General features: G+C 70.7%; 6 protein-coding genes and 1 pseudogene. All 7 read left to right on the top strand.

All coding sequences use genetic code 11. The features are described 5' to 3' along the window. Nucleotides 1-967 (top strand): acyl-CoA dehydrogenase family protein (locus HUU96_RS09380; RefSeq protein WP_174292559.1); only part of this gene is annotated, 967 nt, incomplete at its 5' end. Then, nucleotides 964-1737 (top strand): SDR family oxidoreductase, encoded by a 774-nt coding sequence (locus HUU96_RS09375; RefSeq protein WP_174292558.1) that lies wholly within the window; start codon nt 964-966, stop codon nt 1735-1737. The genes HUU96_RS09380 and HUU96_RS09375, both read left to right, overlap by 4 nt. 4 nt (nt 1738-1741) lie before the next feature. Beyond that, nucleotides 1742-2212 carry a MaoC family dehydratase gene (locus tag HUU96_RS09370; RefSeq protein WP_174292557.1) on the top strand — a complete coding sequence of 157 codons (471 nt, stop codon included), beginning with the start codon at nt 1742-1744 and terminating at the stop codon, nt 2210-2212. After that, the gene (locus HUU96_RS09365) at nt 2205-3407 is read left to right on the top strand and encodes an acetyl-CoA C-acyltransferase (protein WP_174292556.1); all 1203 of its coding nucleotides are present in this window, start codon (nt 2205-2207) and stop codon (nt 3405-3407) included. The genes HUU96_RS09370 and HUU96_RS09365 overlap by 8 nt, the downstream gene beginning before the upstream one ends. 2 nt (nt 3408-3409) lie before the next feature. Next, a complete protein-coding gene (locus HUU96_RS09360; RefSeq protein WP_174292555.1) occupies nt 3410-4582 on the top strand; it encodes an acyl-CoA dehydrogenase family protein in 1173 nt (390 codons plus the stop codon). Nucleotides 4583-4584: 2 nt separating this feature from the next. After that, nucleotides 4585-6159 carry a FadD3 family acyl-CoA ligase gene (locus tag HUU96_RS09355; protein ID WP_174292554.1) on the top strand — a complete coding sequence of 525 codons (1575 nt, stop codon included), beginning with the start codon at nt 4585-4587 and terminating at the stop codon, nt 6157-6159. Then, nucleotides 6156-6413: pseudogene (locus HUU96_RS09350) on the top strand (hypothetical protein); the annotation flags it as partial. The gene HUU96_RS09355 and the pseudogene HUU96_RS09350, both read left to right, overlap by 4 nt.

The raw sequence follows: 6413 nt of genomic DNA, 5'->3' as shown, positions 1-6413 counted from the left end.
CGACGCCGCGCTGTGGGATCGCCTTACCGGTGAGATGGGGTTCGCCGGGCTGATGGTGCCCGACGCGCATGGCGGCGCGGGGCTGGGCGCGGTGGAGATGGCGCTGGTGCTGGAGGAGACCGGTCGCACGCTCGCCGCGGTGCCGTTCTTCGAGACTGCGGTGCTGGCGGTGCAGGCGGTGCTGGCGGCAGGCGATGAGGCGCAACGGGCATCCCTGCTGCCGCCGCTGGCGGCGGGGACGTGCAAGGCGAGCTTCGCCGGCACCGCGAACCGTCCGACCCTGGCCGAGGGTCGTCTGACTGGGGTGGCGGATTTCGTGACCTTCGGCCATGTCGCCGACCTGATCGTCGTCGCCACCGCCGATGACAGCCTGGTCGCGCTGCCGGCCGGCACGCCCGGCCTAACGGTGCAGCCGCTGCCGACGCTCGACCGCACGCGCCGCTTTGCGAGGCTGGTCTTCGACTGCGCGGTGCCGGACGGCGCGATCCTGGGATCGCTCGGCGGCGCAGGCGCGGCGATCCGGCGGGTGTTGGCGATCGGCGCGGGCCTGCTCGCGGCAGAGCAGACCGGCGGCGCGCAGCACTGCCTCGACGCGACGGTCGAATATGCGCGGCAGCGCGTCCAGTTCGGCCGGGCGATCGGGTCGTTCCAGGCCTATAAGCATATGCTGGCCGACATGATGGTGATGATCGAGGCGTCGCGCTCCGCCGCCTTCTACGCCGCCGCCGCGATCGACGAGGATGCGGGCGAGCTCGCCGAGGCTTGTCATGTCGCGCAGAGCTGGGCGGCGGAGTGTTTCCTCCATTGCTCGGGCGAGGCGATCCAGCTCCACGGCGGTATCGGCTTCACCTGGGAGCATCACGCCCACCTCTATTTCAAGCGCGCCCGCGCGACCTCGACTTGGCTCGGCACGCCCGAGCAGCATCGCGAGGCGCTGGCCCGGCTTATCCTTGAGGACCCCGCATGATCCCCGCCTATCCGGAGCCGCGCGGCCTCCTCAAGGGCAAGACGGTGGGGGTGACCGCCGCCGCCGGCACCGGCATCGGCTTCTCCGCCGCGCAGCGCGCCGCCGAGGAGGGCGCGACGCTGCTGATCAGCGACGTGCACGAGCGCCGGCTGGGTGAGGCGGCCGAGCGCATTGCAGAAAAGGTCGGTGCCCGGCCGGCGACCTGTGTCTGCGACGTGACCAGCGAGGCGCAGGTGCAGGCGCTTCGCGACGCTGCGCTCGCCACGCTTGGGCGGGTGGACGTGCTGATCAACAACGCCGGGCTCGGCGGCGAGGCGGCGATCGTCGACATGACCGACGAGCAATGGAGCCGGGTGATCGACGTCACGCTGACCAGCCTGTTCCGCATGACCCGCGCCTTTCTGCCGGCGATGTACGCGGCGAAGGCCGGTGTGATGGTCAACAACGCCTCCGTGCTCGGCTGGCGCGCGCAGCGGGGGCAGGCGCATTATGCCGCCGCCAAGGCCGGGGTGATGGCCTTCACCCGCTGCGCCGCGGTCGAGGCGGCCGAGCATGGCGTGCGCATCAACGCGGTCGCGCCAAGCCTCGCCATGCACCCGTTCCTGGCCAAGGCAACGACGCAGGAGACGCTCGACCGGCTGGTCGCGCAGGAGGCGTTCGGCCGGCCGGCAGAGGTGTGGGAGATCGCCAACGTCATGCTGTTCCTCGCGTCCGACCTGTCCTCCTACATGACCGGCGAGATCGTCCCGGTCTCCAGCCAGCGGGCCTGAGCGGATGGCCGTCGTCTTCTCCTCCCCGCGCGACCTGCTCGGCAAGGTGGGGACGATCCTCGACGCCAGCGACTGGCTGACGATCGAGCAGGACCGCATCGACGATTTCGGCCGCGTGACCGGCGACCTCCAGTGGATCCACGTCGATCCGGCCCGCGCCCGCGCCGGACTGTTCGGCACCACCATCGCGCACGGCTATCTGACGCTCAGCCTCGTCAACCTGTTCCTGCCGCAGATGATGGAGGTTCGCGGCGTCGCGGCCGGGATCAACGTTGGCAGCAACCGGCTGCGCTTCCTCTCGCCCGTCCCGGTGGGATCGCAGCTGCGCGGCACGGGCGAGATCATCGCCGCCGAGCCGGTCGGTGCCGCGATCCAGTGCGTGGTGCGCGTGACGGTGGAGATCGCGGGCCAGGACAAGCCCGCCTGCGTCGTCGAGACGATCAGCCGCTATTTTCCGGAGAACGACCATGCGTGAAGCGGCGATCATCGCGACCGCCCGGACCGGCGTCGGCAAGGCGTACCGCGGCGCGTTCAACGACACCGAGGCACCGGTCCTCTCCGGCCATGTGCTGGACGCCGCGATCGCGCGCGCCGGCATCGATCCGGCGCGGATCGACGACATCTATCTGGGCGTCGGCAATCATTGGGGGACGCAGAGTTATAATCTCGGCCGGCTGACCAGCCATGTCTCGCGCGTGCCCGACGAGACGGCCGGCTTCACCCTCGATCGCAAATGCGGTTCCGGGCTGACCGCGATCGCGCTGGCGGCGCGTGGTATCGTCGCCGACGAGATCGACGTCGCGGCGGCGGGCGGGATGGAAAGCATCTCGCTCACCCTCAACGCGCACCTGCCGGCGTTCCGCAACCGGTCGGAAGCCGTCAAGCAAAGCGACCCGCACGCCTATATGGCGATGATCGAGACCGCCGAGATCGTCGCCGATCGCTATGGCGTCAGCCGCGAGGACCAGGACCGTTTCGCCGCGCAGAGCCAGCAGCGCGCCGCCGCCGGCCAGGCCAGCGGCGCGTTCGACGACGAGATCGTGCCGATCACCGTGCAAAGAGCGCTGTTCGACAAAGCCGGCAACCAGACCGGCCACGAGCAGGTGACGCTCGCCCGCGACGAGGGCGTGCGCGCCGGCACCACCTATGAGGCGCTGGCCGCGCTGAAGCCGGTGTTCAAGGACGGGCTGGTGGTCAAGGAAGGCCGGCACGTCACCGCCGGCAACGCCTCGCAACTGTCCGACGGTGCGTCGATGCAGGTGGTGATGGACCTCGCCACCGCGCAGCGCGAGGGGCTGCCCGTGCTCGGCGTCTATCGCGGCTTCCAGGTCGCGGGCTGCAGGGCGGAGGAGATGGGTATCGGGCCGGTCTTCGCCGTCCCCAAGCTCTTGAAGCGCGCCGGCCTGACCATGGCCGATATCGGCCTGTGGGAGATCAACGAGGCGTTCGCCAGCCAGGCGCTCTATTGCCAGCGGTTCCTCGACATCGATCCCGACCTGCTGAACGTCAACGGCGGCGGTATCGCCATCGGCCATCCCTTCGGCATGACCGGCTCGCGCCTGGTCGGTCACGCGCTGATCGAGGGCAAGCGGCGCGGCGTCCGTTATGTCGTCGTGTCGATGTGCATCGCCGGCGGCATGGGGGCCGCCGGCCTGTTCGAGGTCGCCTGACCATGCAGCTTGCCTTCGCCCCCGAGCTGCACGCGTTCCGCGCCGAAGCGGCCGCCTGGCTCAACGCACAGCTGTCCGGCCCGTTCGCGTCGATCCGCGGCCAGACCAACCAAGTCGACAACGTCGCCGAGCGGCGCGCCTGGGAACAGGCGCTGGGCGCGGCGCGCTGGAGCGTGATCGGCTGGCCCGAGCAATGGGGCGGCCGCGGTGCGTCGATCGCCGAGCAGGTGATCTTCGCGGAGGAATATGCCCGCGCCAAGGGGCCGCCGCGGGTCGGCCATCTCGGCGTCGAGCTGATCGGCCCGACCCTGCTGGCGCTGGGCAGCGACGAGCAGAAGGCGCGGTTCCTGCCGGCGATCGCCAGCGGCGAGGCGATCTGGTGCCAGGGCTATTCGGAGCCGGGCGCGGGATCGGACCTCGCCAACGTCAAGACGCGGGCGCGGCTGGAGAATGGCCGCTATCATATCGACGGGCAGAAGGTCTGGACGTCGATGGGCATGATCGCCGACTGGTGCTTCATCGTCGCGCGCACGACGCCGGGCAGCGCCGGTCCCAAGGGGCTGTCGTTCCTGCTGGTCGAGATGGACCAGCCCGGCGTCAAGCCGCGCCCGATCCGGCAGATGACCGGCGAGGCGGAGTTCGCGGAGGTGTTCTTCGACGACGCCGTCGCGAGCGCCGACGACCGGATCGGCGCGGAGGGCGATGGCTGGGCGGTGTCGATGGCGCTGCTGGGGTATGAGCGCGGCGTCTCGACGCTCGCCCAGCAGATGCACTTCCGCAACGAGCTGGACGACATCATCGCCGCCGCCAGGGCGAACGGCAAGGCGCACGACCCGCTCACCCGCCAGAAGCTGGCGCGGGCACATGCCGGGCTGAAGATCATGCGCTACAACGCGCTGCGGATGCTGTCCGAAGAGGATGGTGGCACGCTGTCGGGCGCGGCCTATACCTACAAGCTCTATTGGTCGCGTTGGCACCGCGACCTTGGCGAGCTGGCGATGGACGTGCTCGGCCAGGAGGGGGAGATCGGCGCGGACGAGGAGCGGATGCCGTCGCTGCCGACACTGTACCTGATGAGCCGAGCGGACACGATCTACGCAGGCACCGACCAGATCCAGCGCAACATCATCGCCGAACGCGCGCTCGGCCTGCCACGCGAACCGCGGGGTGCCTGACGATGTCGTCCGGCGCAGCTCTGGCGGAGACGATCCCGGCGGCGGCGCGGGCGACCGCGGCGCGGCTGGGGGATAAGGTCGGCCTGATCATCGGCGATCGCGGCTGGACCTTCGCCGAGCTCTACCACGACGCCCGCGCGGTCGCCTCGGCCTATCTGGCGCGCGGCATCGGTCGCGGCGACGTGGTCGCGATCTGGGCCCCGAACAGCCGCGAGTGGATCCTGGCGGCGCTGGGCGCGCACATCGCCGGTGCGGCGATCACCCCGCTCAACACCCGGCTGAAGGGCGTCGAGGCAGGTGACATCCTGCGCCGGTCCCATGCCAGGCTGCTGGTCTGCACCGAGCGCTTCCTGGGCTTCGATTATCCGGCGATGATCGCCGGCGAGGCGCTGCCGGAACTGCGCGGCGTGGTGCGCATCGATGGGGAGGGGGCGGACGGCTGGGCGGCGTTCACCGCCGGCGGCGGCGGCGCGGACGATCCGGCGGTGGACATGGCCGAGGCCGCCGTCACGCCCGACGACGCGTGCGACATCATGTTCACCAGCGGCACCACCGGCAGCCCTAAGGGCGTGCTGCACAGCCATGGCAATGTCGTGCCGCTGTTCCGCGCCTGGGCCGTGCGCGTCGACCTGCGCGAGGACGACCGCTACCTGATCGCCAACCCGTTCTTCCACACCTTCGGCTACAAGGCGGGCTGGGTCGCCTGCCTGACGCGGGGGGCGACGATGCTGCCGATGGCGGTGTTCGACGTCGCCGAGATGGCGCGGCTGATCGAGGCCGAGCGGGTCAGCTTCATCCCAGGGCCGCCGACCATCTACCAGTCGCTGTTGCAGGACCTGGCCGGCGGCAAGCGGGACTTCTCGTCGCTGCGGGTCGCGGTCACCGGGGCCGCGCCGGTGCCGCCGGTGCTGGTCGAGCGGATGCGCGCGGAGCTGGGCATGGAGAATGTCGTCAACGGCTATGGCATGACCGAGTTCGGCGCGATCACCATGACCGCGCAGGGCGATCCGCCAGACACCATCGCGCAGACCTGCGGCTTCGCGCTGCCCGGCGTCGAGCTGACCTGCGTCGACGATGCCGGGAAGACGGTAGGTCCCGGCGAGACCGGCGAAATCCTGGTGCGCGGCCGCGGGCGGATGCTCGGCTATTTCGAGGACCCCGCCGCCACCACCGAGGCGATCGATGCCGATGGCTGGCTCCACACCGGCGATGTCGGCGCGCTCGACGCGGCCGGTTACCTCCGGATCACCGACCGTAAGAAGGACATGTACATCTCCGGTGGCTTCAACTGCTACCCCGCCGAGATCGAGAAGCTGATGGCGGCGCATCCGGCGATCGAGGTGGCGGCGGTGGTCGGCGTGCCCGAGGTACGGCTGGGCGAAGTCGGTCATGCCTTTGTCGTGCTGCGGCCGGGCGCGGCCGCCGATGCCGCCGCGATCATCGGCTGGTGCCGCCAGACCATGGCCAACTACAAGGTGCCGCGCGGCATCGACTTCGTCGCCGACCTGCCGCGCAATGCGGGCGGCAAGGTGCTGCGCACCGTGCTGCGCGACCCGGCCTATCGCGGCGGCGCATGACGCAGCGTAGCTTCCTCCTGACCGGCTCGGCGTCGGGCATCGGCCGGGCCAGTGCCGAGCGCCTGATCGCCGCAGGGGAGCGGGTGATCGGCGTCGACCTGCGCGATGCCGACATCATCGCCGATCTAGGCACGCCCGACGGCCGCGCCTGGATGGTCGCCGAGGCGGCGCGGCTGGCTCCCGACGGCCTTGACGGCGTGCTCGCCGGGGCCGGCATCTCGCGCATCGACCGGCCGCGCGAGACGGTCGCGATC

It is taken from the genome of Sphingomonas bacterium (assembly GCF_903644135.1).
In the GTDB taxonomy this organism is placed as follows: Bacteria; Pseudomonadota; Alphaproteobacteria; order Sphingomonadales; family Sphingomonadaceae; genus Sphingomonas.
This window is presented reverse-complemented; position numbering and strand designations above follow the sequence as displayed.